The following is a 23,154-nucleotide window of genomic DNA, read 5'->3' as shown; positions in this document are numbered from 1 at the left end:
ACCCAAGATCTTCACAGGAGTGGTGTCCGTGGCTCTGCCCGAGGGGTTGAAGGCGACCGTCGTCGTGCTTGCCGCCAGTGCCGTGGCGGTCGTGTGCACGCCGTGGCCCGTGCCGCTCCTGCCGGAGGCGCTCACCACCGGCGACCAGCCCAGCCCGACGACGTGGCAGACCGTCGCGCAGCCGATCGCGCTGGCGCTCATCGCGCTGGCCGCCGGCCGGTGGGACCTGAGCATCCTGACCAGCGGGCTGGCCGTCACCGTGCCAGCCGCCGTGGTCTACGGCGTCTACGACGAGTACTTCACCGACAGCGACGGGTCCGACGCCTGGCCGATGGGCATCGTCGTGCTGGCGCCGATCGTGTTCGGGGCCGCGGTCGGGCTGGCCGCCCTCGGCCGGACGTACCGGCGGCGGCGCGCCGCCCGCAAAAGGGCGATGCGCACCGTCCTCTGAGCGACGGCGCAGTGCCCCCGCGGCGCATCCGAGCCGTTGACCGGCCCGGATGCGTGCCGGTCGACGTCAGCCGGCGTGCGGAAGCCGCACCTGGGCCGACAGCGTCAGCTGGTGCAGACTCTCGGTGACCTCCGGCCGGGTGCGCAGCAGGTCCTCGATCCTGGCCCGCCACTTGCCCCCTTCGACGTCGCGCGTGTTCGCGCGCGGCGAGGTCGTGAGCTCCTTGCGGGTGGCGGACAGCTCGCGCCGGCAGGACGGCCCGAACATGACCACGAGCTGCTCCGCGTACCAGGCGAACAGGCCGGCTTCGCCGCCCGCCACGTCCACCAGCACCCGGGCCGCGTCGAAGGCGACCCTCGGTTGGTGCCGCACCATGCCATTCATACATGCCTCCCCGTCGCTGCCGTGTCCAATCCCCAGATGGTGAGGGACAACCACGCGCTGCGCAAGACCTCCGACAGCGAAGCCGCCGCGATCGTAAAATGGAGGCGAGAACGCCGTGCGCCGGCCGTTCGACCGCGGCAGGCGTCCGGCATCGGGAAGGAACCATTCCGATGACCACGACCTGGACCACCAAGGAACTCGACCGCATCGGCGCCGCCGACGAACTGGACATCGCCGCCCGGCGGCGCGACGGCTCGCTGCGCAACCCGACCACGATCTGGGTGGTCCGCAGCGGCGACGACCTGTACGTCCGGTCCTACCGGGGTCCCGAGGGCGCCTGGTACCGGGCGACGAAGGCCCGCCACGAAGGCCACATCCGGGCGGCGGGCGTCGACAAGGACGTCGCCTTCGTCGACGAGCCCGACCCCGCCGTCAACGCCCGGATCGACGACGCCTACCGGGCCAAGTACCGCAGCCACGGGGCCGAGTACGTCGACCCCATGACCGCCGCGCCCGCCCGGACCACGACGACCCGGATCGTCCCGGCCTGAGGTCAGGGCGTCGGCACGTCGCCGGACTCCAGGTAGGTTCCGGCCGACACCCGCGCCAGGCAGGTGCGGATGCGCTGCGCCAGCCTCGGGACCATCAGCGCGTCGAGGTCGGCCACCGCGACGAACCGCCAGCCGCTGAGCTCGTCCGGTGCCGCCCGGATCGCCTCGGTCTGCGCGTCGGTGAGTTCGCCGCCGTCGAAGACGAACGTCAGGGCACCGTCCCAGTGCGGACGCGGCGGCGTCCAGTCGACGCCCAGCAGCCCACCAACCGGCAGGTCGATCCCGAGTTCCTCGCGGACCTCGCGGCGGCAGGCCTGCAACGGCGACTCGCCCGCCTCCAGCGCCCCGCCCGGGATCTCGGCGGTGTCCTTGTAGGTCGGCTGGACGACCAGCACCCGACCCTGCCCGTCCCGGTACAGCACACCTGCGGCGACCCGCACCCGGGTGAGTCCGGCGACATACTGCGGGTCGGGCACCTGATCGGCGTCGTCGACGGCCGTCGGCGCGACGGTCGGCTCCGGCTCGGCAACCGGAGTGGTGTCCAACGGCTTGGCCATCTGCTGCGCCATCACACCGAAGCCGAGGCTCTCGTACAGGGCGATGGCCCTCTTGTTGCCGCCGAACACGTTGAGACCGAGCCGGGAGACGCCCAGGTCGCGCAGCTCGGCCTCAAGAGCCAGGATCATCGCCCTGCCGTGGCCCCGGCCCTGGTGTTCCGGATCCACGTCGATGTTGTGCAGCCAGGCCATCTCAGGACGGGTGGGCGCGCCCGGCAGCATGGCCCAGAGCCAACCGACCTGGACGCCGTCCACCTGCGCGGACCGCAGGACCGACAGGTCGCTGTCCAGGCCTCGCGGCAGGACCACCTCCATCTGCCGGCGCGCCTCGGCCTCGGCGTCGGCGGGAGCCAGACCCTTCTCCCGCTCCAGGTTGCCGGCGTAGCGACGGCGCAGCATCGCCGCGCGCCGCTCGAAGTCCGGGCCCGACATGGGCACCAGAACCAGGTTCATACGTTTTCCTTGTCGAAGTAAGTACGGAGGCGCTCGGCATACACCTGACGCTCCTCGAAGGTCGCCCAGCCCGGCAACGCCTGCGACCGGTAGAGGTCGTCGCCGTCGTAGCGAGGGAACACGTGCACGTGCAGGTGCCAGACGTCCTGGTAGCCGGCGGGTTCGTTGTGCTGGCGGGTGGAGACCCCTGCACAGCGGTACGTGTCCCGGATCGCGATGGCCACCTCGCGCACCAGATCGCCCACCGCGCGATAGGCGTCGGCCGAGACGGAGTAGAGGTTCTCGTGGTGCTCGGTCGGGACGACCAGCACATGCCCGCGATTGTTCGGCCACCAGCGCGGCGCGATCAGGGCCGCCGCTCCCCCAGTGCGCCGCACCACGTCCTCCACGTCGTTGATCCCGTCGGATCGGCCCGCCAGGAGATCGCAGAAAGGACACTCGTATCCGACCGGCTCGTGCGTGATAGGCATCGCGCCACCTTACGGCCGACGCCGGGCGCTCGGTCGGCTCCCCACCGCCCGATGCCGCCCGCTGCCGCCTCAGGACAGGTCGAGATGGTCGGCCACCCCGGCGACCTGGAAGACACGCCGTACCCACGGCTGGACGTTGACGCACCGCAGCCGCACACCCTGTGCGCGAGCGTACTCGTGCGCCCGGACCAGCCCCGCGATGCCCATGGAGTCGAGGAAGCGGCTGCCGGAGAGGTCGACGTCCACGGTCGCACAGCCCGACGTGTCGATCGCCGCTCGCAGCCAAGCGGTGACCGCTTCGACCTCTGACATGTCGACGTCTCCGGCCAGCCGCACGGTGCAGACGCCGCCGTCGACGACCGTGGCGTGGGTGACTCGCATCGGGCCCAGCCTCCTTGCGCTGACCAGCGACAACTCCGGCGTGCAGTACCCGCCGGGTTCTTCTGCCAAACGCCGCCGGCGGCCACCGCAGCCTGGCGGGCGTCGATCGAGGGCGGCAACGGCGACGAACTCCGTATACGGTTACCGCAGCGACGCAGAAGGGCCGATGTCGGGGGAAGCGGTGGGATTCGTGACGTTGCCTGCGGACGGCCACCTGCACAGCGAGTGGTCCTGGGACGCCGAGAAGGGCTCCATGGAGGGCTCGTGCGCGCGGGCGGTGGAGCTTGGCCTGCCGGCGATCGCCTTCACCGAGCACCTGGACCACACCGTCTGGACGGTCCCGCTCGACACCATCAGGCCGGGTGGGCGCATGGCGAGCCTCACCGGACCGGACGGCCTGCTCACTCCCCCGTCGTTCGACGTGACCGGCTACCTGGAGGCCGTCGAGGAGTGCCGCGAGCGGTTTCCGAGCCTGCGCATCCTGAGCGGTCTGGAGATGGGCGAACCGCACTGGCACGCGGCTGCGGTCGCAAAGATCCTCGGCGCTGGGCGGTTCGACCGGGTGCTCGGCTCGGTGCACTGCCTCGCCGACGGGGACGGGTTCACCGAGCCGCCGGGCCTCCTCCGGCACCGGCCCGCGGACCAGGTCGTCCGGGACTACCTGGCCGAGGTCGCCCGGATGGCCGCCGGAAGCGACCTGTTCTCGGTGCTCGCCCACATCGACTACCCGGTCCGGTACTGGCCGGCCCAGGCCGGTCCGTTCGACCCGAACGCCTTCGAGGACGAGTTCCGGCACGCGCTGCGGGTGCTGGCCGGCAGCGGCCGGGCGCTGGAGGTCAACACGAAGGTGCCGCTGCATCCGGAGGTCGTGCGCTGGTGGCGGCAGGAGGGCGGGCGGGCGGTCACGTTCGGCAGCGACTCCCACGACCCGACCGGGCTGGCGTTCGGGTTCGGCGCGGCGGTGGACATGGTGCAGGCGCACGGTTTCCGGCCCGGACGGCATCCATACGACTACTGGACCTGCACCCGCTGACCGCACCCGGTCGGATCCGAAACTGCTCGGCAGGCTCGCCCGGGATCGCTTCAATCGCGACCGTGAACAGCTTCGATGCATGGATGGCGCACCTGTTCGACGAGTCACGTGACGACCGGCTCGCCGGACGAGCAGCCCTCCGCCTGGCTGGACCGGTACGCCCGCCAGGACACCCCCGCGGCCACCGCGGACCGCGTCCGGCAACTGTTCGGCGACGCGGGCGTGCTGCTGCGGCACTACTCCGACGATCAGGCCGCCCGCGGGCTGCGGGAGATCGTCGACGACGGGTCGCTGTGGGCACTGCGCGACCCCAAGGTGCCGGTGGTGGCCCGTACCCGCGGACTGCGCTCCATCGTCACGCTGTACGCCGAGGTCTTCGCCCCGCGGGTCACGGTCGAGCACCCGAAGCGGACGCCGAAGCTGGAGCAACTCTGCTTCATGTTCTTCGAGATCGCCCCGCTGGACCTGGGCGAGGACACCGTATTAGACGTGCTGGAGGAGACGTCGGCATTGCCATCGGTACCGTGCCAACGGGCCGCCCTGCACGGCCTGGGCCACGCGCACCACCACTCACCGGAGCACGTGCCGCCGATCGTGGACCGCTGGCTGAGCAGGCACCGGGACGCGGCGCAGGAGCTGCGCGACTACGCACTCGCCGCCCGCACCGGAGCCGTCATGTGAACTCCCGCTGATCTCGCGATTTGTCGCGGCACGATCCAACGTGGACGATGCGAACGTGAGAATTCTCGTGGTGGGTGGAACCGGCCTGATCGGCGCACACGTGGTGGAGGTGCTGGGCGAGCACGGCCATACCGCGACCACGGTGGCGCGCTCGGCGGGCGCCGACCACGTCCTCGACATCGGGTCGGCCGAGGTCGAGCAGTTGCGGCCGCTGCTCGCCGGGCACGACGGTGTGGTGTACGCGGCCCGCACGGACGAGCAGCGGCCGCTGCGCAAGCCGATCCATCCGGCGTTCCGCCGGGACATGGTCGATCCGGTGGTACGCCTGTTCACCGCCGCCCGCGCCGAAGGGCTCACCCGTGGCGTCGTCATGGGCTCGTACTATACGTATTTCGACCGGCTGCACCCGCAGTGGCGCCTGACCGACCGCCACACCTACATCCGGTGCCGGGTGGAGCAGGCCCGGGAGGGGCGGGCGGCCGCCGGGCCGTCGCTGCCGGTCGCGGTGCTCGAACTGCCGTTCGTCTTCGGCCGGGCCGGGGACCGCCTGCCGAACTGGGCCGGTCCGCTGGACGGCTGGGCCAGGTCGCGCGCGCCGCTGGCCGTGCCGCCCGGCGGGACCGCCGCGACGTCCGCGCGTCACGTGGCGGAGGTCGCGGTCGCCGCGCTGGAGCGGGCCAGTGGCGAGGACATCCCGGTCGCCGACGAGAACCTCACCTGGCACGACATGATCTCGCGGATCGCCGATGCAGTCGGCCGTGGCCGCCGCGTCCGCCGCCTGCCCGCCGGTGCGGTCCGGGCAGCCATGCGCCTCACAGGTGTGCTGCAGTCGCTCGGCGGCAAGGAATCGGGCCTGCACCCGGCCCATTTCGCCGGCCTGCTGCTCGCCCGGCTGTTCGTCGAGCCGGTGTCCGGCCGGTCGCTGGACGCTGCGCTGCGGGAGACGTTCGCCGAGACGACGCGGGCGCGTTAGGCGGTGGGCGCGTCCTCGACCGCGGCGAGCAGCCGTCGGCCGAGCACCTGCGCGGTGTGGCGGACTTCCGGGCCGCCCAGGATCCGGAAGGGGGCCGGCAGGGCGGTGAGCTGTTCGGCGTACCACCACGGGTTGCTGGTCGTGCCGGTCAGGCGGCAGGTGCCGGCGTCGACCGGTTCGAGGCGGCCGAGGTTGCGGGACACGTGCCGGGCAGCGATGTCCAGCGGCGCTTCGATGATCACCTCGACGGCGTAGTCCCAGCCGACCGCGAGGTGCTCCTCCAGCGTGGCAACCGGGTCGAGGTCGGCCGGTGGGACGAAGCTTTCGTCGAGCACGTCGAGGCCACGGACCCGATCGATCCGGTATGCGCGGCGGCCGTCGGACGTGTGCGACCAGCACAGCAGGTACCAGCGGCTGTGGCGCACGACGACAGCCCACGGGTCGACGTCGAGGTCGCGCTCCACACCGGCCTCGGACCGGTAGCTCAGCCGCACGCGCCGGTGCTCGGAGCAGGCGCGTACGAGTTCCGTGGTGGTCTGCGGGTCGGGCCGGGCGGCGCCTCGGTCGGGCGCGGGCGCGGTGGCCCGGCGGACCGCCTCGGCCTGGGCGGCGACCGGCTCCGGCAGCGCCCGCACGATCTTGCCGAGCGCGCTGCCGACGGCGCTGGTTGGGTCCCCGGCGTCGTGGTGGCCGTCGAGGACCGCCATGACCAGGCCGAGCGCCTCCGCCGCGCTGAACACCAGCGGCGGCAGCCGCAGGCCGCGGCCCACCCGGTAGCCGCCGTACGGGCCGCGCACGGACTCGATCGGGATGCCCGCCTCGCGCAGGACGCCGACGTAGCGCCGGGCGGCCCGCTCGGACACGCCCAGCTTGTCGGCGAGCCGGTCGGCGGTGATGCCCGGGCTGGCCTGGAGGAGTTCCAGCGCCATCAGCGCCCGTGCGGTGGGGCTCGCCTCGGGGGTCACCGGCTGTCCTTCCTGCGCTGTCAGTTCCGGACGTGAAACGTCCGGAACCGAATCTAGCCTGCCTCCCATGACCGACGACATCGTCCTGGACACCACGATCATCGAGCCGTCCATGACGGCCGGCGAGGTCGAGATGCTGCTGTTCGCCCTCGACCGCTCGCGCGCCACGTTCGCCTGGAAGTGCGGCGGGCTGGACGCGGCAGGCCTGAACCGTGCCCAGCCTCCGTCCACGCTGACCCTCGCCGGCCTGCTCAAACACATGGCGGCCGTCGAGGAGCGGTACACGATCGACTTCACGGGCGAGGCGCCCGGCCCGCCGCTGAACGTGCCCGAGGCGGCCGACCCGGGTTGGGTCTGGCGCAGCGCGGCCGACGACACGCCCGCCGAGTTGTACGGACTGTGGCAGGGCGCGGTGGACCGCTCGCGGGCGGCGCTGGGCAAGGCTCTGGCCGACGGTGGGCTCGACCAGCCGGCGAAGTACACGGCGGCGGCCGACGGCACGTCGCCGAACCTGCGCCGCATCGTGGTGGACCTGCACGACGAGTACGCCCGCCACGTCGGCCACGCCGACCTGCTCCGCGAGGCCGTCGACGGGCTCACCGGCGAGGACCCGCCGCAGTGACACACGGCCCCGCGCTCAGCCGGGCAGCCGCACGCCCGGTGGAATCCATTCGGGGTCGAGTTCGAAGACGATGCAGCACCCGTCGGCGTGGTCGGCCGGACCGAGAACCTCCCTCGGCCCAGCCGCCACACCGTCCACGAACTGCTGCCGGGCGGCGACTCCCGCATGCCACTGGTACACGCTCACCCACAGACTCAGTGCCGCCGCCATGGGCACGCCGTACCAGCAGAGCGGGTCCACCCGGAACTCACCGATGATCCGCTGGGCATCGAGCCGTGCGGCGTCACCGCCCGACACCTGCGCGGAGAACGTCAGCGGCCCCTCGACGGTCACCCGCAATCCGTCGTCGATGACGAGGGACAGGAGCCTGCGCGGCAGCACAGGATCCGTGCGAGCGACGCCGATCCACCACTCGGGGCGTTCCCGCAGGAACCTGGGAGGTGTCAGCACGACGATCCCGGCACCGTCGTACGTCGGGCGGCCGGCAGCGTCCAGCGCGACCGGCGTCGTCACTTGCTGCCAGCGGTCGCGGTCGTAGGGCAGTCCCGATGCCGCGAGGGTCTCTGCCACACCGGGGCGAGTCCCGTCCCACAGATCGTCGCGCCTGACGACCAGCGCTGCGAACCGGCTCTGCTGCGCAGACGCCGTACCAGGGGTGGGCAACCCGGACGGGAAGGCGTGGCGCAGGTAGGGAGCGAACTCCGCTGCGGGCCGCAACGCGCCGCCCAGGTCGACCGCCGCCGAGGCCGCCGCCAGCAATCGCGGGAAGTCGCCGACCCGTTCGCAGACGGTCCGGATCAGCACCCGGCGCGGCCCTTCCTGCAACTGGGGCGGGCACATCATCCGGTACGCCGGTGCCACGAACGGCTCGGTGAACGAGTGATCGAACGCGCGTGGATGTTCGGCGGCTCGCAGCAGCACCTCGGCCTCGTCGGCCAGTGCGGGCGCGAGCGCGGCACAGGTGCGCACCGCCAGCCGCGGATCGTCGAGCCAGTCCGTTGGCGCGACGCCGAGCTCTCCCAGGCCGAGGACCAGACCGGCGCAGTCGTGACGATCGGCGGTCTGCCGTGCGGTCTCCTGGTGATAGGCGATGACCTCGGCGCGCCGGTCCGCGAGTTCCGGGTGCCGGACGAGCATCGCCGTCGCGGCGGCGGCCATCACCCTGGTCGGCGCGGGCCAGTGGACCGGAATCGGCCACACCGCCGCGAAGATCTGCGGCAGCAGGTCGAAGGAGTCGACGATCGCGTTGTGCAGCAACACCTGTCCGGGGCGGTCGCCGTCCGACCATTCGTGCACGGCAGGCGGATCGGGGCTTGCGAGGTGACCGGCGAGCCAGTCCTGGACCGTGCCGTCGACGGCGGCGCGATGCCGGACCTCCGCGTCTGCCGTCACCCTCGCGACCTCGCGCAGCAGGAACAGGACACCGGGCCGGATCGTGTGATCGCCTGCGCCGAGGGCCGGGTCGTGTAACACCGATACGAGATGGCGTACGACCGGGGGCGTCGCGGGGGTGAGCCGTCCGCCGGCGAAAACTCGTGGCCACAGGGCGGTGAACGCCACACCGGCGGCGTCGGGGTCCGTGCCGCGCAGCGCGGCGAGGATCGCCGGGAGGTCGTCGGCTGGGCCGAGCGCGTGGAACAGCCCCGACCAGTCGGTCTCGTCACCGATCACCACTAGCGGAGGGTACTCGCCGCACCGTGGCTATGGTGACCGGATGGATCTGGTGGAGGCCGCGCCCGAGCAGACCTATCGGCTGCGGTCGGAGGTGCTCGGGTGGGGGTCGCCTGCGATCTCGATCGACGGCGACGGTGCGGGCCACCTGGTGCTGGTCGACGGCGCGGCCGTGGTGGGGGCGGTGTCGCATGTGGCGTGGCCGTGCCCCGATGAGCCCGGGGTCCCGGCGCGCTACTTCTGGGCGATGGCGGTCGACGGCGCGTACCAGGGCCGCGGTTTTGGGCGGCGGCTGCTGGCCGCGGTCGCCGACCGGGCCCGAGCCCAGGGCGAACGTGTGATGTGGGCTGACGCCCGCGAGTCCGCCGTCGGCTTCTATGTCGCCTGCGGGGCGCGCGTCACGGGCGACCCGTACGTGGACGAGGGCACCGGCCTGCCGGTCTGCCACGTCGTCTTCCGGCTGGACGGCTGATCGGCGGGCCCTGCGCGGGGCGGGGCCCGCCGATCCCGGGTTCAGACGCGGGTGAGGGAGAAGTCGTCGAGCTGGATCCAGATGTCGCCGTGGTCGGTCCAGACGCCGCCGAAGACGGTGACGGCGGTACGCGAGCCGCTGTTGAAGTTCACGGTGAACCGGGTCCACGGACCGACCGCTCGGAAGTTGGCCTCGGCGATGACGACGTCGTTGGTGCCGCGTACGCCGAAGAAGCCGTTGTCGCTGTTGGGCGAGGTGCGCAGGAAGCCGCTGAGCTGGTAGTTCGTGTTCGCGGTGACGGGCACGGTCTGGTGCAGGTCATGCCAGCCGCTGTTGTAGCGGGCGTAGCCGTTGCGCACGCCGGTGTAGCCCCAGTAGCCGTTGTCGAGGCCGCAGTTGCCCTTGCAGGCCCAGAAGCCGCCGGTGCCGTTGCCGTTGAGCGCGCCGCGTTCGAAGCTGGGGTCGCCCATCAGGTTCGGGTCGACGATCTGCCCGGCCGTGTTGATCCGGATCTTCATCAGGTACACGTTGTACGGGTCCCACTGCGACATCGCGAAGTAGATGTTGCCGCCGGAACTCCACGGGTGGATGTAGCCTCCGTACACGCCTGGGTAGTCCGCGGAGCTGACGGCGACCTGCGCGGCGCTCCACAGGCCGGTGGGGCTGGTCGCGGTGCGCAGGATGATGTCCTCGCCGGACAGGTACATCATCAGCCAGCGGCCGCTGTAGGCGTCGTAGCGCACGGACAGCTCCGCGGCGGGCGCGCCGACGATCGGGGTGGCTGCGGCGAGGTTGTTCGTGATCCAGCTGCTGCCGTTCCAGTACTGCCAGGCGCTTTGGGTCAGGATCTGCGCCTCGGGCACCCGGGCGAGCCGGATGCTGCCGCTGCGGCCGCTGGGGGTGCCGAAGACGTACAGGTAGCCGTCGCGGCGTTCGAAGGCGTGCATCTGGAACTGGTCGGTGAACGACGGGTTGTTCCAGGTCGGCGTGTTGGTGGTGGACCAGGTGGTCCCGTTGTCGTCGGAGTAGGCGAGCTTGGCGTAGTTGGTGGTCCACTGTCCGGGCACGCCCCAGTGGCGCACCGACATGAACGACACGTACTGCCGGCTGCCGACCGCGATGCCCGCGGTCGGGATCTTGGTGACCTCGCCCGTGTTGTCGGGCTGGTGCAGGCCGGGCAGGATCTCGCGGGCCCGCCCGTTGGCGGCGGTGACGGCACTGGCGAACGACATGCCGTCGGCGAGGTTGGTGTCGGCGGAGCGCAGCAGGACGTTGCTGCGCCAGTTCAGGTCGCCGGCGCCGAACGCGCCGCCGCCGGGGCCGATCCAGGCGTCGCCGAACGTGTCGCCGAACAGGGCCATCGTCTGGCCGGAGTTGTTGTCCCACAGGATGCCGAGGTCGGTGGCCTTGACGTTCCAGCGGCCGTAGGTGTCGTTGGGCGAGCCGACACCGGTGATCTTCTGGACGACGGTCGCCGGGGTGTGCGCGGAGGTGGCGGCGGCGGGCGCGACGGCGACGAAGCCGCTCGCGGCCACGGTGCCCAGGGTCAGGGCGATGCTGGTGAGGATTCGCGGGATGGATCTGAGCCCGTTGTGCGTGTGCATGTGCGGTACTCCTTCCATGTTCCGGGCACGGCGGGCCGCCGGGTGCGGCCCGCCGTCCCGGTCGGATGCGTGCCGGGTCAGTCCGGCATACGCGGGGGTTGCGCGCCGAGGTCGGGCACGGGGGCCGACCCCAAATGGACCTCCAGGTCGTCGGCGCTGGGCGTGCGGGGGCGGCGCGCCGTGGGCCGGTCGAGGTAGAACAGGGCGGTCGAGGCGATGTCGTCGCGCAGCGGCAGGTAGCGCCAGCCGGAGCGCCAGCCCAGCGCCTGGGTGTCGACGCGCAGCCGCTGTGCGAAGTGGATCGGGTCGGGCAGGTGCCAGCGGTACATGCCGAAGCGCTGCTGGCTGACGTAGAGCCCGTCGGGGCGGATCACCTGCGGCAAACCCAGGTACGGCGTGGAGTAAGCCGTGTAGCCCTTGCCGGGCACGTCGAAGTTCCACGCGCCGCCGAAGTAGTCCTCGGTGCCGGTGCCGCAGATGGTCGGGTAGTCCTCGTCGTCGTCGAGGTAGAACTTGATCTCGCCCTCGCCCCACCAGCCGTTGCTGTTGACGCCCCAGGCCAGGTACGTGCCGACGTAGTGGCCGCTGCCCTCGACGCCGTCGACCAGCACGTGGGTCTTGAGGTATTCGAGGGGGTTGCTGCGCCGCCACTGGGCGTGCAGGTAGCCCTGGCCGGAGTAGTCGCCGCCGATCTCGTAGGTGATCTGGTAGTAGACGCGGACGCTGACCGTGGACAGGTTCTCCAGGGTCAGGCGCGCACCGTCGGCGAACGGCATCGGCCAGTACGAGTTGAAGCCGCCGTGCGGGTTGGCGGCGATGACCTGAGAGTCGACCTGGGCGAACTCGCCCCAGCCGCTGCAGAAGAAGTCGCCGTAGGGGACCTCGATCGCGGGCTCGTCACTGCCGTCCCAGTACGCCCGCAGCAACAGCGTGCGCCAGTTGTCCTTGTGCGTGGTGATCCAGATGTGCGTGATCTTGCCGGGGCCCTGGATGTTCGCCAGGTCGAAGGTCTCCCCGGCGGCGATGTCGACGCTGGGCGAGATCTTCCAGCCGGGTCCGAGGTCGCGGGCGCACGCCGCGCCGGTGCCCTCGGTCGCCCGGCCCCCGCCACCTGCCGATCCGTCGAAGTTCTCCGGACTGATCGAGCGGGTCTGCACGGCCCTCAGGCGTGCGATCGTACTGAGGTCCACGGTGACCACTGGTTCTCCTCGACCATGCGGAACAGGATCAACGGCACGGCGGAGGCACCGCGCGTGCAATCGATTTCATTAAGGTAGGGTGAGGCGGCAACCGTGTCAACGGGTCGCCGACGCCCCAGCCCACACGCCCCACAGCGCCACCGGCGGGACGGCCGGCCGATCGATGAGGAAACGATGCCAACGATCTACGAGGTCGCCGCCGCGGCCGGTGTCTCCCCCGCCACCGTCTCGCGCGTGTTCAACGGCGCCAACGTGTCCCCCGAGAAGGCCGAGGCGGTGCGCAAGGCGGCCAAGGCGCTCGCGTTCACCCCGAGCCGCACCGCGCGCACCCTGCGGCTGCAGAGCTCGGAAGTGATCGCGCTGGTCATCCCCGACATCGAGAACCCGTTCTTCACCGCGCTGGCCCGCGGCGTCGAGGACGTGGCCCGCGCCGCCGGCTACTCGGTGGTGCTGTGCAACACCGACGAGGACCACGACACGGAGCTGCGCTACCTCGACGTCGCACTGAGCGCGAACATGGCCGGCGTGATCATCGCGGCGGCCGGCGGCAACAGCGACCTCAGCGGCCTGATCGCCCGCAAGTGCCCGGTCGTGGCGGTCGACCGCAGCCCGCACGGCGTGGACGTGGACGCGGTCATCGTCGACCACCGGGCCGGCGGCCGGGCCGCCACGCAGGCCCTGGTCGAGCAGGGATTCCAGCGCATCGCCTGCATCACCGGCCCGAGCGACGTCGAGACCGCCACGCAGCGCGCCGACGGCTGGCGCGACGCGGTCACCGCCGCGCGGCCGGTCGACGAGCGCTACCTGCGATACGCCGACTTCCGCGCCGAGGGCGGCGCGGCGGCCATGAGTGAACTGCTGGCGCTGCCCGAGCCGCCCGACGCGGTGTTCGTCGCGAACAACCTGATGAGCGTCGGCGCCCTGCGGGTGCTGTCCGAGCAGGGCGAACTGCCTCCGGCCACGGGCGTGGCGGTCTTCGGCGACCTGCCCTTCCTGCCGCTGGTGCCGATCCCGATCACGGTGGTGCACATGCCCGCCCGGCACCTGGGCACCACCGCTGCGAAACTGCTGATGGAGCGCATCACCGGCGACGACCAGCCCGCCCGCACCATCGTCCTGCGCAACCAGCTGACGCCCATCGGCTGATCCCGCCGGGCAACGCCGCGGCGGTGCCGGTGCTTGACGGTGAAATCGATTTCTGACAAGGTACGGGCATGTTGAGGCAAGCCTGTGTCCTCGGCGTCGACATCGGAACGTCGAGCAGCAAGGGCGTGCTCGTCACGCTCGACGGCACGATCGTCGCCACCGCCACCCGTGAGCACGAGGTGCTCCGGCCCGCGCCCGGTCACGTCGAGATGGACGCCCACGTCTGGTGGGACGAGGCTGCCGGCATCATCCGCGAACTGCTCGCCGCGCCCGGCGCGCCCGAACCGGCGTTGGTGCGGTCGGTGGGCGTGAGCGGCATGGGCCCGTGTGTGCTGGTCACGGACCTGGCGGGCGAGCCGCGCCGTCCCGCGGTCCTGTATGGAATCGATTCCCGCGCCACCGCGCAGATCGAGCGCCTGACCGACCGGCTCGGCGGAGCCGACGTGATCCGCGAGCGGTGCGGCTCGGCGCTGAGCACGCAGGCGGTCGGGCCGAAGCTGGCCTGGCTGGCCGAGCACGAGCCGCAGGCCGTCGCCGGGGACTGGCGGCTGTTCCAGCCCAGCACCTGGCTCGGCTGGAAGCTGACCGGCGCCTACTACCTCGATCACCACTCGGCCAGCCAGTGCACCCCGATGTACGACGCGGTCGAGCAAGGCTGGCACGGCCCGTGGGCGGCCGAGGTCGCCGCGGGCGCGCAACTGCCGCCGCTGGTGTGGCCGGGTGACGTCGTCGGCGGCGTGTCGGCGCAGGCCGCGGCCGAGACCGGGCTCGCCGCCGGGACGCCGGTGATCGCGGGCACGATCGACGCCTGGTCGGAGGCGATCAGCGTCGGCGCGCACCGGGTCGGCGACCTGATGCTGATGTACGGCACGACGATGTTCCTGATCAACACCGTGGACAAGCCGCTGACCTCGCCGACGCTGTGGGGCACGGTCGGCGCGCTGCCCGGCACCCGCAACCTCGCCGGGGGCATGGCCACCTCGGGCGCGATCACGGGCTGGCTGCGCGAGCTGTTCGGCTCGCCCGGCTACCCGGAGCTGCTGGCGCTGGCCGAGGCCGCCGGGCCGGGCGCGCACGGGCTCCTCATGTTGCCGTACTTCGCCGGGGAGCGGACCCCGGTCGCCGATCCCGACGCGCGCGGGGTGCTGGCGGGGCTCACTGTCGCGCACACCCGCGGCGACCTGTACCGGGCGGCGCTGGAGGCGACGGCGTTCGGTGTGCGGCACAACGTGGCCGCGATCGAGCAGGCCGGTGGGCAGGTGGAGCGGATCGTGGCGGTCGGCGGCGGCGCGCAGGGCAGCCTGTGGACCCAGATCGTGTCCGATGTGACCGGTCTGCCGCAGGCGATCCCCGCCAAGACGATCGGGGCCGCGTTCGGGGCGGCGTTCCTGGCCGCGGGTGCGGTCGGCGAGCCCGACATCGAGCAGTGGAATCCGATCGTCGAGACGCGTACGCCGCAGCCGTCGGCCCGCGCCGACTACGACGAGCTGTACGCGCTCTACCTGGACCTGTATTCGGCGACCGCGCCGACCGTGCACGCCCTCGCCACCCGCGAGCGGCTACGCGCCGAGCGCTGAAGTCACCCCGGCTGACCCGTCGACCCCTGGACGGAGATGTGCCCCGTCATGCCCGTACAACCTGAAAACGCCGTCCGGGAGCGCGGCGTGCACCACTTCCCGAAGTACGCCGGGCAGCCGTCGAACGCGTGAGCCGACGAGGACCGGCTGCGCGGCACCCGGTTCGGCAGCGACCTGCCGGACGACGACACCCGGCACGGCACCGCGGTGCCGGCCACCACCGACCCGGACACAACGGCGAGGCCGCAGTGGCTGTCCGGGTTCTGGCAGCACGGCGTGCAGGTGTTCTGGGACGAGCTGTGCTCCACGGGGCGGCTGACGCCCGAGACCAGGTTCAGCATCGACGAACCGCCGTACCCGGACTGGTACACCAGGCTGCGGGTCTGCTCGCTGGGCATCGCACACCGGCTCGCCCCCGGCGAGAGCAGGGACTTCGAGTTCCTGCTGCGCTGGCACTTCCCGAGCCGGCCGCGCGCCTGGCCGGGCAACATCAACCTGGACGACACGCACGCCGGTGAGCTGGTCCGCAACAACTACGCCACGGCGTACGCCGACGCCTGGGCCGTCGCGCGACGGCTCGCCGCCGACCTGCCCGAGCTGGCTGGATTCCAGGGCTGCCGGCCGTATCGCGTGGACCGCACGGCCGGCTCCACGACGCTACGATCGCCGCGTGGCCGCAGTGGTCGACGACGCGCCGGGTGTGGCCACCCGGCGAGACCTCTCTGCTGTGCAGGAGCCGCCGGGCTTGTCGCGAGGTGGGGCGGTATGGCCGGTCAGGGCTCCGCTCGGACGCCAGCCGCTGCCCGCGCAGGCGCATGTACTCAAGCAGCGAAGCGGTCTGCGCCCTGCACGAGGAGGCCGGACGGCTTCGGCTCGGCCTCGGCGGGGGCAGCCCCTGGCTGCCGGCCCACCTGGACCCCGACGGCGTGCACTACGTGGTGCCGGATCCGGCGAGCTACTACTGGCCCGGGAACCCCGACGGCCGCGACGGTGTGATCCGGTGGTGGCAGTGCAGGCTGCTGCTGCGCATGTACGACGGCGAACAGGTCAGCAGCATGGTCGCGGTGCTCCCGGAGACCTTCACCGCGCTGCCCTCGACGCTGCCCCGCAGGCGGCAGCTGCGGCTGTTGCACGACGCCCGCACCATCAAGCGGGACACCTACCTCTGGGGGCGGGACCACGAGGCCGAGTGCGGCTCGCAGAGCTGCGGATTCACGGCCGAGCCAGCCGCCGGCCCGCCGCCTGCCGACTGATCGGCCGGGCCGGCGGGATCCCGGGAACTCGGCTCGCCGCGCTCGCGGTCAGAGATCGGCGAGCATCGCCTGCGTGCCGCGCTTGATCAGCGAGTCCAGCACCCACCGGAACTCGGCGGTGAAACGGGCATCCTCGGCAGGTCGCTGAACAGGTCGCGCCGGCGCAGGAACGCCAGCGACTCGTCCCGCCGGCGGGCCGCGTGCGCCATGACGATGTCGCGCCGACCGTCGACAACGTCGATCGTCTCGCCTACATCGTCGACACCCTCGGCGTAGCGGGCCCAGCCGGCGACGATCGCCGCCGACAGCCGCGCGATGAGCGGATCCTGCGTGGCCTCGTGCACGTAGTGGTATCCGCTGAGCCGACCGAAGTAGCACAGCCCCTGGTGACTGGCGTTGAGCAGGGGCAACTTCATCAGCTCGGACGGCTCGACATCGGTCACCAGTTGCTCCCCGGCAGGGAAGTGGTCCTCGGGGGCAGCCGGTGAGGCCCACCGGCGGTTACCATCTGCGCTGTGCTGACGGGGATGTCCTGGCTGAACGAGCCGGGTGAATGGTCGCAGGAAGGCGACGTGCTGCGCGCCGTCACCGAGTCGCGAACGGACTTCTGGCGCAGGACGTTCTACGGCTATGTCACCGACAACGGGCACTTCTACCACCGGCCGGTGACCGGCGACTTCACCGCCGAGGTCGTGGTCTCCGCGGCGCACACCACGCTGTTCGACCAGGCCGGCATGATGGTCCGGGCCGACGCGGGCAACTGGCTGAAGACCGGCCTCGAGGTCACCTCGGGCACCGTGCACGTCAGCACGGTGTACACGCGTGAGTTCTCCGACGTGTCGATGGTGCCGGTCCCCGGTCACCGCGGCGAGATGGCGATGCGGGTGACCCGGTTCGGCGAAGCCCTGACCGTGCACTTCCGCAGCGCCGACGGCACGTGGCGGCTGGCCCGCCTCGGCTACCTCGACCTACCGGAGACCGTCGACGTCGGCGTCATGTGCTGCTCGCCGGAGCGCGCGGGCCTGGAGGCCACGTTCCGCGACCTCCGGATCGGCCCGCCGATCTCCCGCGAGAACCTCGAGTAGCCCGGACTCGTCAGCCGCGGAAGGCGGGGGCGAGCGCCAGCGGCACCTCGCCCCACCTGCCCACCAGCGCCTCGCGCAGCTCACCGGCGAACGCGGCGATCTCCGGCACCGCCGAGGTCTGGCGTGCGAGGTCGAGGCGGTGCAGCAGCAGCGCGCGTCGCCGGGGCGAGTCCAGCCCCTTCGCGGCGGCCGGGTCCGCGGCGAGGGTCTGCGGCAGGAACCATGACGAGTACAGCGCCGCCCACAGCACCGTGGCCGCATCGAGGTCGCGGTCGAACTCCGGCGTGCTCACGTACGGCAGGTGGGCGGCCATCGCCTCGCGGTAGCGGGCCACCGCCCGGTCGGCCACGTCGTCCGGCAGCCGCCAGGAGCACCAGCACGACGGCCACGGCACCCGCAGGTAGGCCACATCCCAGGCGACGTGCCGCCACTCGGCGTGCTCGAAGTCGATCAGCGCGAGCCCGTCGCCGGTGAGCACATTGTTGTCCGGGCAGGCGTCGCTCGGCGACAGCGCCGACGCGGCGTCGTCGTCGAGGCGGGCGGCCTCGGCCCGGAACGCGCCCGCCAGGGACTCCGGCACGGCGACACCGAGCGGCCCGCACACCTCCCGCAAGCCGGTGATGTTCTGGTCGAGCTGCGCGGCGACCGAGGTCATCGGCGCGGCACCCGGCTGGGCACGGGCGTCCAGCTCGGCGCGGAAGGCCTCCCGCAATCCCGCTGTCGTCCGGTGCACGGCGGCGATCGCGTCGGCCCAGGCGTACACGGCGGACTCGGCGGCCGACGGGTCCGTGCCGAGCAGGGCGTCGGCCACGTTCGTGCCGGTGCCGAGGTCCGACATGACGATGACGGGCGGGACCGGCCCGGCGGCGAGCAGCCGCGGCGCCGGCGTGCCCGGGGGCAGCACCGCGAGGGCGGCCGACTCGCGCGCCCAGCTCTCCGGATGGAGGAAGGTCTTCACGATCACGGTCGTCGGCGGCTCGCCCGGTCGGGTGATCAGGGCCCGGCGGACTGCGGAACGGCTGCTGCCACCCAGGGCGTCCACCGGGGAGACTGTCACACCGGGCAGCAGGGCGCGTACTTCGTCCAGGTCGTCGGTCACCGCGCCAAGCTACCGCGCCCCTCACCCCGGCGCAGCCGGAAAACGCGGGTCGACAGCCCGGGTCGGGTCAGGACGTCAGTCCGTGGTCGCGGGCGTAGACGGCGGCCTGGGTCCGGTCGCGCAGGCCGAGGCGGTCGAGGCTACGCGACATGTGGTTCTTCACGGTGCCCTCGCTCAGATGCAGCTCACGGCCGATCTCTCGATTGGTCATCCCCTGGGCGACCAACCGCAGGATGTCCGTCTCCCGCACGCTCAGCGCGACGGCCGGGGTACGCCGCGGGAGGGCGGCGGTCAGCCGCGCCGCGACGGCCGGGTCGAGCGGGAGCACGCCCGCGTGGGCCAGCTTCACCGCGGCGGCCAGGTCCCGGGACGGCAGGTCCTTGAGCAGGTATCCGGCCGCGCCCGCCTGCAGTGCCCGCACCACGTAGTCCTGGTCGTCGAACGTGGTCAGCATGACCACCCGGCACGCGGGCAGTTTCGCCGCCAGCACCGCCACCGCCGCCACACCGTCCATGCCCGGCATGCGCACGTCCATCAGCACCACGTCGGGACCGGTGCGCAGGGCGACCTCGACCGCCTCACGGCCGTCGGCCGCCGTCCCGACGACCTCGACACCGTCCTGAATGCCGAGCAGCGAAGCGATCCCCTCCCGGATGAGCCGCTGGTCGTCGACCACCACCACCTGTGTCGTCACAGCGGCACCATCACTTCGATCCGGGTGCCCGACGCGGCTTCGCTGCGCACCTCGACCTGGCCTCCGACCCCGCGGACGCGCCGGCGCATGCCGCGCAGCCCGAACCCCTCCCGGTCCGCGGCGAAACCGGGGCCGGTGTCGGTGACCGTCAGCAGTGCCCGATCCGGACCCAGGTCGGCGTACACCTCGACGACGCCGTCCCCGGCGTGCCGCCGGGCGTTGGTGATCGCCTCCTGCGCGGCGTGGAACAGCGAGCGCAGCACCGGCTCGGGATAGCGGCTCTCGTCCCCGGCGAACCTGAGCACGACCGCGTCCGTGCACAGCTCGCGCAGCGCCGTGCCGAGGTGGAAGTCCCACGAGCGCACCGAGGTGCGCACCTCGGTCAGCGCACGCCGGGCCGAGCTGCTCGCGTCGGCCAGGGCGCGCTGCGCGGCCCGCGGGTCGCGCTCGCGGAACGCCTCCGCCTTCTCCAGCAGCACGATGACGGCGGTCAGGTGATGGCCCAGGTCGTCGTGCAGGTCGCGGGCGAGCCGCTGGCGTTCGGCCGCCGCGGACAGCTCGGCGATACGCTCCCGGCCCCGGCGCTCCTCCACGGCCACCGCCGCCATCGCGATGGCCAGGGCGATCGCCAGGGCCAGCATGAGCAGGTCCGACACCTGCTCGGTGTCGGACGTCCAGCCCGGCCGGCGCAGCTGCAGGACCGTGGCGACTCCGGCCAGGCAGGCCGTGCCGAGCGCGATGCCCGCCGTCCGGCCGAAGGCGAAGTACGCGGTGAACGGCAGCAGGGCCAGCAGCACGCGGGACAGGCCCGATCCGTCGGCGGATACGACGGCGGCGATCAGGGCGATGCGCCCGAGCAGGGCGATCAGGTCATGCCGCACGAACTCCAGGGCGAACAGCGCGGCCATGCCGCCGAGGAACAGCGGCAGCCGGGTGTCGCCGATGCCGACCAGCCAGGCGTGCAGCCCGGCGGCCAGGACCGCCGTGTACAGCACCGGCGACACCCACCGGACGGAACGGTCAGGGTTCACGGAACGAGGGTACGGCCCACACGGCGGCGGACAGCCAGACCAGTGACGCCGCTGCCGCGACGTGCGCGGCGCTGCTGAGCAACGAGTCCGGCAGCGGGGCGAGCGCGGCGAGCATGACCAGCGAGACGATGTAGCCCACCGCCGCGACCCGGGGCAGCACCCTGGCCCGCATCATGGACACTCCGAACAGGACGCTGCCCGCGATGAAGACCATCCCGCTGCCCAGCACCGCCCACCGGGTAGGCCCGTCGAGCACCGCCGACACTGTCGACTCGTCCAGGAAGAACAGGACCAGGTTCAGCGCGAAGCCGACCCCCGTGAACAGCCCGAGCCCGATGACGTTGACGGCAAACGCGACCACGCCGAACCGGCCCGCCGCGTCCGCCTGGCGCAGCTGGTAGGCGTACAGCGCGGGAGCCCCGAAGGCCGCGCCGAGCCCGGCCACGAAGCTGGTCACCGTGGTCTCACCGGTGAACGCCTCCACCACACCCGGCACGCCGAGGGACAGCGCGAGGATGATTCCGCAGACCGCGCCGAAACGCGACAACCATGGCATTGACATGCGGCGCACGGTAAGCAGGCCGTTAGTCACTCCGGCAGTGCCGACCGTCCCATGTTCACGGACCCGTGCCGGCCGCGTTTTCTGCCACCAGCGCGAGGACGAGTTCGACGACCTCGTGCGGGGTGTCGGTGATGGAGAAGTGAGCCGCACCAGGGATGGTCTTGAGCGTCACGTGCGTGGCTGCCGTGATCGCCGCCTGTTCCTCCGTGGTGAAGCCGACCTCGTCGCGGTCGCCGCGGCCGACCCACACCGTGTTGCCCGTGCCGGCCAGCCGCGAGGCGAGGTCGCCGTGTCGGCGCAGGTTGTCGAAGAAGCCGGCGACCAGCCGCCGGTTGGCGGCGTGCGGGTTGCGTTTCATCTGCGCGAACAGCTCGTTGAAGCGGTCCGAGGGCAGCCGGTCGCGCATGCCCTTCTTCAGGGTCGGGTTGATGCCGAGCCAGACCAGCGTGCCGACCACCGGGACGTGGCCCGCCTCGTCGAGGGCGATCAGGTCGTGCTCCTCGTCGTCGCGGGAGAAGGACGGCGACAGCAGCAGCAGGCGACCCGGGTAGTCGCCGCGGGCGGCGATCTCGATGCCGACGTTGGCGAAGTACGAGTGCCCGACGATCACGTCGACGGCTTCGCGGGCGGCGAACTCCTCAACCAGGTCGGCGTAGCGTTCGATCGAGTAGTCGAACCCGGACGGCACGGGGCGGCCGGCGAAGCCGGGCGGGTCGGCTGCCATGGCGAGCACACCCGCCTCGGCAAGCACCGGATCGGCGAGCATGGCCGTGTAGAACTCGGCGGTGCAGAACAGGCCGGGCAGCATGAGCACCCGGTGCCGGACCGTGGCGGGCTGGTTCGAGATGATCGCCCAGCCGTCCTGCTCACGCCGCCGCAGCGGCTGGTGCTGTGTCGCGGTCACGGCACTCCTCCCGTACCCCCGTCTTGATCTTAGTTGGACGGTCTCGGCCGGGTGCGCGTTTCCGCAGTTCCAGGACGGTGACGGGTCGTAGGCTGCGGGCATGGGCGGGGTCGCGGGCAGGGCGCGGGACGAGGAGGCGATCGGCGCGGTGATGGCGCGCCTGGCGCAGGCTTTCGCGGGCCTGTCCGCCGACGGCGTCGCCGAGTTGTACACCGCGGACGCCGACTGGACGAACGCGTTCGGAACCAGCCGCACCGGCGGCGCGCAGATCGAGGCGTACCTGGCAGCACTTTTCGCCGACCCGCACTTCGCGGCGGGCCGGCCGCTCGGCCCGCCGCGGGTGGAGCTCCAGTGGCTGGACGCGGACGCGGCGGTGGTGAAGACCTATCTCGAACGTGAGGGTCAGCTGCGCGCCGACGGGTCGACCATGCCCGTGCGGCGCAACTTCTCGCTGAAGGTGTTCGTACGCCGGCCCGACGGCTGGAAGATCGCGTCTGACATGTACATGGACGCCCGCGACGACAGCACCCTGCCTCAGGAGTCCTGACCGCGCTCAGGCGGCGGACGCCCCGGCCGCCTGCGCGGCGGCTTTCACGTGCTCGGGATACCAGGCGGTGAACTTGAAAGCCCCGGCCAGCAGCGCGATCGGGATGATCCAGTTCAGCCACGCGGAGCCGCCGTTCTCGGGCTGAGCGAGGAAGCCGAGCACCGCGCAGACGGCGAACACCAGCCCCCAGACCAGGGTCAGCATCCGGTTGACGTGTTTGAACCGGGGTGAGGACCAGAACTGCTGCGGCACCTGCTCGCGGGCGTACTGCTCGGTGAACGGCGTGAACGCCAGCGAGCCGAGCACGACCACGGCGAGCACCGCGCTGGAGATCGCCTGCGCGTACTGCTCCAGCCACAGCAGCCGACTGTGGTCGAGCACCAGCCCGGCTACGGTCAGCGCGCCGAAGAACAGCACCGAGACGATCTCCAGCAGTTTGATCCGGCCGTGTTCGTGCGACGGGATCAGCAGGATCAACGCGGCGACCAGCGCCCCGCCGGCCGCGAACTCCCAGGTGCTCGGCCCGCTCACGACCCAGAAGATGATCCACGGCACGAAACCCCGGAACGCCTTAGCCCCCATTGTCCAAATTTCCCACATCCCCGTGGGCCGAGTGATCGATTCCGGATCTCCCGATCGGACGGCGCTCGCCTGCAACAAATCTGCAAACGTCAACCCTTGCCATGTGGCAAGCGCTTTCCAGAGACTGGGTCGCATCGACGTTCCGGGTTCTTTCCGGGCGAGGACCCTCGCGCGTCGTCCCGCCCCTGCGGCGTGTGTCCCGCACGG

Annotated in this window: 28 protein-coding genes and 1 pseudogene; 13 read left to right on the top strand and 16 right to left on the bottom strand. The window is 71.9% G+C overall.

Going from position 1 to position 23,154, the window contains the following annotated elements; translation table 11 throughout:
* The first annotated feature begins 28 nt into the window (after positions 1-28).
* Positions 29-451 (top strand): hypothetical protein, encoded by a 423-nt coding sequence (locus tag AB0B66_RS30585; RefSeq protein WP_360536454.1) that lies wholly within the window; start codon positions 29-31, stop codon positions 449-451.
* A 66-nt stretch (positions 452-517) separates the two neighbouring features.
* Here the strand turns inward: AB0B66_RS30585 and AB0B66_RS30580 are convergent, their stop codons facing one another.
* The gene (locus tag AB0B66_RS30580; RefSeq protein ID WP_360536452.1) at positions 518-835 is read right to left on the bottom strand and encodes a hypothetical protein; all 318 of its coding nucleotides are present in this window, start codon (positions 833-835) and stop codon (positions 518-520) included.
* A 170-nt stretch (positions 836-1,005) separates the two neighbouring features.
* Here AB0B66_RS30580 and AB0B66_RS30575 point away from each other — a divergent pair, with 170 nt between their 5' ends.
* Complete coding sequence (locus AB0B66_RS30575) at positions 1,006-1,386, top strand: DUF2255 family protein (RefSeq protein ID WP_360536450.1); 381 nt, start codon at positions 1,006-1,008, stop codon at positions 1,384-1,386.
* Between the two features lie 2 nt (positions 1,387-1,388).
* Here the strand turns inward: AB0B66_RS30575 and AB0B66_RS30570 are convergent, their stop codons facing one another.
* From AB0B66_RS30570 to AB0B66_RS30560, 3 genes are all read right to left on the bottom strand, one after another.
* Complete coding sequence (locus AB0B66_RS30570; RefSeq protein ID WP_360536448.1) at positions 1,389-2,396, bottom strand: GNAT family N-acetyltransferase; 1,008 nt, start codon at positions 2,394-2,396, stop codon at positions 1,389-1,391.
* Positions 2,393-2,785 carry an HIT domain-containing protein gene (locus AB0B66_RS30565; protein WP_360536447.1) on the bottom strand — a complete coding sequence of 131 codons (393 nt, stop codon included), beginning with the start codon at positions 2,783-2,785 and terminating at the stop codon, positions 2,393-2,395. The genes AB0B66_RS30570 and AB0B66_RS30565 overlap by 4 nt, the downstream gene beginning before the upstream one ends.
* A gap of 150 nt (positions 2,786-2,935) precedes the next feature.
* Entirely contained in the window at positions 2,936-3,247 is a 312-nt protein-coding gene (locus tag AB0B66_RS30560; protein ID WP_360536445.1) for an STAS domain-containing protein, read from the bottom strand.
* 190 nt (positions 3,248-3,437) lie between these two features.
* Between AB0B66_RS30560 and AB0B66_RS30555 the strand changes: the two genes are divergently transcribed.
* From AB0B66_RS30555 to AB0B66_RS30545, 3 genes are all read left to right on the top strand, one after another.
* On the top strand, positions 3,438-4,280 hold the full coding sequence (locus tag AB0B66_RS30555; protein ID WP_360536443.1) for a PHP domain-containing protein: 843 nt from the start codon (positions 3,438-3,440) through the stop codon (positions 4,278-4,280).
* Between the two features lie 108 nt (positions 4,281-4,388).
* The gene (locus tag AB0B66_RS30550) at positions 4,389-4,961 is read left to right on the top strand and encodes a hypothetical protein (protein ID WP_360536441.1); all 573 of its coding nucleotides are present in this window, start codon (positions 4,389-4,391) and stop codon (positions 4,959-4,961) included.
* A 55-nt stretch (positions 4,962-5,016) separates the two neighbouring features.
* Positions 5,017-5,934 carry an NAD-dependent epimerase/dehydratase family protein gene (locus tag AB0B66_RS30545; protein WP_360536439.1) on the top strand — a complete coding sequence of 306 codons (918 nt, stop codon included), beginning with the start codon at positions 5,017-5,019 and terminating at the stop codon, positions 5,932-5,934.
* On the opposite strand, the gene AB0B66_RS30540 is transcribed toward AB0B66_RS30545, so the two are convergent.
* On the bottom strand, positions 5,931-6,899 hold the full coding sequence (locus AB0B66_RS30540; RefSeq protein ID WP_360536437.1) for a WYL domain-containing protein: 969 nt from the start codon (positions 6,897-6,899) through the stop codon (positions 5,931-5,933). The two genes, AB0B66_RS30545 and AB0B66_RS30540, sit on opposite strands and share 4 nt — an antisense overlap.
* 67 nt (positions 6,900-6,966) lie before the next feature.
* Here AB0B66_RS30540 and AB0B66_RS30535 point away from each other — a divergent pair, with 67 nt between their 5' ends.
* Positions 6,967-7,521 (top strand): DUF664 domain-containing protein, encoded by a 555-nt coding sequence (locus AB0B66_RS30535; protein ID WP_360536435.1) that lies wholly within the window; start codon positions 6,967-6,969, stop codon positions 7,519-7,521.
* A 15-nt stretch (positions 7,522-7,536) separates the two neighbouring features.
* Here the strand turns inward: AB0B66_RS30535 and AB0B66_RS30530 are convergent, their stop codons facing one another.
* Positions 7,537-9,195: a hypothetical protein gene (locus AB0B66_RS30530; RefSeq protein ID WP_360536433.1), complete on the bottom strand. Its 1,659-nt coding sequence runs from the start codon at positions 9,193-9,195 to the stop codon at positions 7,537-7,539.
* A gap of 40 nt (positions 9,196-9,235) precedes the next feature.
* Here AB0B66_RS30530 and AB0B66_RS30525 point away from each other — a divergent pair, with 40 nt between their 5' ends.
* Complete coding sequence (locus AB0B66_RS30525) at positions 9,236-9,664, top strand: GNAT family N-acetyltransferase (protein ID WP_360536431.1); 429 nt, start codon at positions 9,236-9,238, stop codon at positions 9,662-9,664.
* A gap of 41 nt (positions 9,665-9,705) precedes the next feature.
* On the opposite strand, the gene AB0B66_RS30520 is transcribed toward AB0B66_RS30525, so the two are convergent.
* Both AB0B66_RS30520 and AB0B66_RS30515 read right to left on the bottom strand, forming a co-directional pair.
* Positions 9,706-11,268 (bottom strand): DUF4185 domain-containing protein, encoded by a 1,563-nt coding sequence (locus AB0B66_RS30520; protein ID WP_360536429.1) that lies wholly within the window; start codon positions 11,266-11,268, stop codon positions 9,706-9,708.
* A 77-nt stretch (positions 11,269-11,345) separates the two neighbouring features.
* Positions 11,346-12,458: a glycoside hydrolase family 172 protein gene (locus tag AB0B66_RS30515; RefSeq protein ID WP_360536427.1), complete on the bottom strand. Its 1,113-nt coding sequence runs from the start codon at positions 12,456-12,458 to the stop codon at positions 11,346-11,348.
* Between the two features lie 183 nt (positions 12,459-12,641).
* On the opposite strand from AB0B66_RS30515, the gene AB0B66_RS30510 reads away from it, so the two are divergent.
* Entirely contained in the window at positions 12,642-13,613 is a 972-nt protein-coding gene (locus tag AB0B66_RS30510; RefSeq protein WP_360536425.1) for a LacI family DNA-binding transcriptional regulator, read from the top strand.
* Between the two features lie 68 nt (positions 13,614-13,681).
* Positions 13,682-15,190 carry an FGGY-family carbohydrate kinase gene (locus AB0B66_RS30505; protein ID WP_360536423.1) on the top strand — a complete coding sequence of 503 codons (1,509 nt, stop codon included), beginning with the start codon at positions 13,682-13,684 and terminating at the stop codon, positions 15,188-15,190.
* 2 nt (positions 15,191-15,192) lie between these two features.
* Here AB0B66_RS30505 and AB0B66_RS30500 read toward each other — a convergent pair whose 3' ends face one another.
* A complete protein-coding gene (locus AB0B66_RS30500) occupies positions 15,193-15,588 on the bottom strand; it encodes a hypothetical protein (RefSeq protein WP_360536523.1) in 396 nt (131 codons plus the stop codon).
* Between AB0B66_RS30500 and AB0B66_RS30495 the strand changes: the two are divergent.
* Both AB0B66_RS30495 and AB0B66_RS30490 read left to right on the top strand, forming a co-directional pair.
* Positions 15,473-15,718 (top strand): annotated as a pseudogene (locus tag AB0B66_RS30495) (hypothetical protein); the annotation flags it as partial. The gene AB0B66_RS30500 and the pseudogene AB0B66_RS30495 sit on opposite strands and share 116 nt — an antisense overlap.
* A 287-nt stretch (positions 15,719-16,005) precedes the next feature.
* The gene (locus AB0B66_RS30490) at positions 16,006-16,443 is read left to right on the top strand and encodes a hypothetical protein (protein ID WP_360536521.1); all 438 of its coding nucleotides are present in this window, start codon (positions 16,006-16,008) and stop codon (positions 16,441-16,443) included.
* Positions 16,444-16,529: 86 nt separating this feature from the next.
* On the opposite strand, the gene AB0B66_RS30485 is transcribed toward AB0B66_RS30490, so the two are convergent.
* Positions 16,530-16,886, bottom strand: a complete 357-nt coding sequence (locus AB0B66_RS30485; protein WP_360536421.1) for a hypothetical protein — start codon at positions 16,884-16,886, stop codon at positions 16,530-16,532.
* Between the two features lie 72 nt (positions 16,887-16,958).
* Between AB0B66_RS30485 and AB0B66_RS30480 the strand changes: the two genes are divergently transcribed.
* Positions 16,959-17,528, top strand: a complete 570-nt coding sequence (locus tag AB0B66_RS30480; RefSeq protein WP_360536419.1) for a DUF1349 domain-containing protein — start codon at positions 16,959-16,961, stop codon at positions 17,526-17,528.
* A 10-nt stretch (positions 17,529-17,538) separates the two neighbouring features.
* Here the strand turns inward: AB0B66_RS30480 and AB0B66_RS30475 are convergent, their stop codons facing one another.
* The 5 genes from AB0B66_RS30475 to AB0B66_RS30455 form a co-directional block, all read right to left on the bottom strand.
* Positions 17,539-18,627, bottom strand: a complete 1,089-nt coding sequence (locus AB0B66_RS30475) for a phosphotransferase (protein WP_360536417.1) — start codon at positions 18,625-18,627, stop codon at positions 17,539-17,541.
* A gap of 67 nt (positions 18,628-18,694) precedes the next feature.
* A complete protein-coding gene (locus tag AB0B66_RS30470) occupies positions 18,695-19,321 on the bottom strand; it encodes a response regulator transcription factor (RefSeq protein WP_360536415.1) in 627 nt (208 codons plus the stop codon).
* Entirely contained in the window at positions 19,318-20,352 is a 1,035-nt protein-coding gene (locus AB0B66_RS30465) for a histidine kinase (protein WP_360536413.1), read from the bottom strand. The genes AB0B66_RS30470 and AB0B66_RS30465 overlap by 4 nt, the downstream gene beginning before the upstream one ends.
* Positions 20,342-20,914: a hypothetical protein gene (locus AB0B66_RS30460; RefSeq protein WP_360536411.1), complete on the bottom strand. Its 573-nt coding sequence runs from the start codon at positions 20,912-20,914 to the stop codon at positions 20,342-20,344. The genes AB0B66_RS30465 and AB0B66_RS30460 overlap by 11 nt, the downstream gene beginning before the upstream one ends.
* A gap of 55 nt (positions 20,915-20,969) precedes the next feature.
* A complete protein-coding gene (locus tag AB0B66_RS30455) occupies positions 20,970-21,818 on the bottom strand; it encodes an alpha/beta hydrolase (RefSeq protein WP_360536409.1) in 849 nt (282 codons plus the stop codon).
* Between the two features lie 100 nt (positions 21,819-21,918).
* Here AB0B66_RS30455 and AB0B66_RS30450 point away from each other — a divergent pair, with 100 nt between their 5' ends.
* The gene (locus AB0B66_RS30450; RefSeq protein WP_360536407.1) at positions 21,919-22,365 is read left to right on the top strand and encodes an SgcJ/EcaC family oxidoreductase; all 447 of its coding nucleotides are present in this window, start codon (positions 21,919-21,921) and stop codon (positions 22,363-22,365) included.
* Positions 22,366-22,371: 6 nt separating this feature from the next.
* Here AB0B66_RS30450 and AB0B66_RS30445 read toward each other — a convergent pair whose 3' ends face one another.
* Positions 22,372-22,947 (bottom strand): hypothetical protein, encoded by a 576-nt coding sequence (locus AB0B66_RS30445; RefSeq protein WP_360536405.1) that lies wholly within the window; start codon positions 22,945-22,947, stop codon positions 22,372-22,374.
* Positions 22,948-23,154: the final 207 nt, after the last annotated feature.

Origin of the sequence: Catellatospora sp. NPDC049111 (assembly GCF_040648615.1) — a bacterium.
GTDB lineage: Bacteria > Actinomycetota > Actinomycetes > Mycobacteriales > Micromonosporaceae > Catellatospora > Catellatospora aurea.
Note: the sequence above shows the minus strand (reverse complement) of the source record. Positions and strands in the feature narration are given on the sequence as shown.